Source organism: Kiritimatiellia bacterium (assembly GCA_025054615.1).
GTDB lineage: Bacteria > Verrucomicrobiota > Kiritimatiellia > CAIVKH01 > CAIVKH01 > JANWZO01.
Map to the genome: position 1 here is coordinate 1 of JANWZO010000039.1, position 959 is coordinate 959.

Sequence of the window (959 nt, forward strand, 5' to 3'; positions counted from 1 at the left end):
AAAGACCCTGTTCACACCGATTTGGAAGATGTCGAGGAACTCGCGCAAGAAATTCCGCACGTGAAAGCCTACGGCTACCACTTTGGCGTGCGCTTCGATTCGGATTACGTAACGCCGACGCGCTTCGGGGATAGACTGTAAACGCCAAAAACGAAAGCCCGCTCGGCAGAGAGGACTTTTCAACGTCCGAGAAAATCTCTATGCCTTCAACGTCGCTTGCGCCGCCGCTAATCGCGCAATCGGGACGCGATACGGACTGCACGAGACGTAATCGAAGCCGAGTCGATGACAAAACTCGACGCTCGTTGTCTCGCCGCCGTGTACGCCGCAGATGCCGAGTTTGAGTTTGGGCTTGGCTTTCCGTCCGTCTTCGCTCGCCATTTTCATCAACTTGCCCACGCCCGCTTGGTCAATCGCTTCGAAAGGATCGCGCGCGTAAATGTCCTTTTCAAGATAGGTTGGCAAGAATCGGTTTGAGTCGTCGCGCGAAAGTCCGAGCGTCATCTGCGTCAAGTCGTTGGTGCCGAAACTGTAGAAATCGGCGACTTTGGCGATCTCGCTCGAAAGGAGCGCGGCTCGCGGAACTTCAATCATCGTTCCGACGAGATAGTCGACGCGAATGCCTTTTTCCGAGAAGACTTTTTCGGCGACGGCGCGCACGAGGTCGGCTTGGTGTTGAAGTTCCTTGACGTCGGCGACGAGCGGAATCATGATTTCGGGAAAGACTTTCCAGCCGTCTTTCGTGGCGTTGCAGGCGGCTTCCATAATGGCGCGCGCCTGCATTTCGGTGATTTCGGGATACAGAATGCCCAAGCGACAGCCGCGAAAACCGAGCATCGGATTGGCTTCGATCAAGGCTTCGACGCGCTCGCGCACTTCTTCGAAAGGCTTGCGAAGTTTTTCGGCAAGCAAGCGTTGAGCGCGCTCGTCTTTTGGCAAAAACTCGTGCAGGGGCGGGT

At 55.8% G+C, this 959-nt stretch carries 1 protein-coding gene; it reads right to left on the reverse strand.

Annotated elements, in window-relative coordinates; translation table 11 throughout:
- Positions 1–198: 198 nt before the first annotated feature.
- Positions 199–959 (reverse strand): pyruvate, phosphate dikinase (locus NZ740_10695; protein MCS6772468.1); only part of this gene is annotated, 761 nt, incomplete at its 5' end.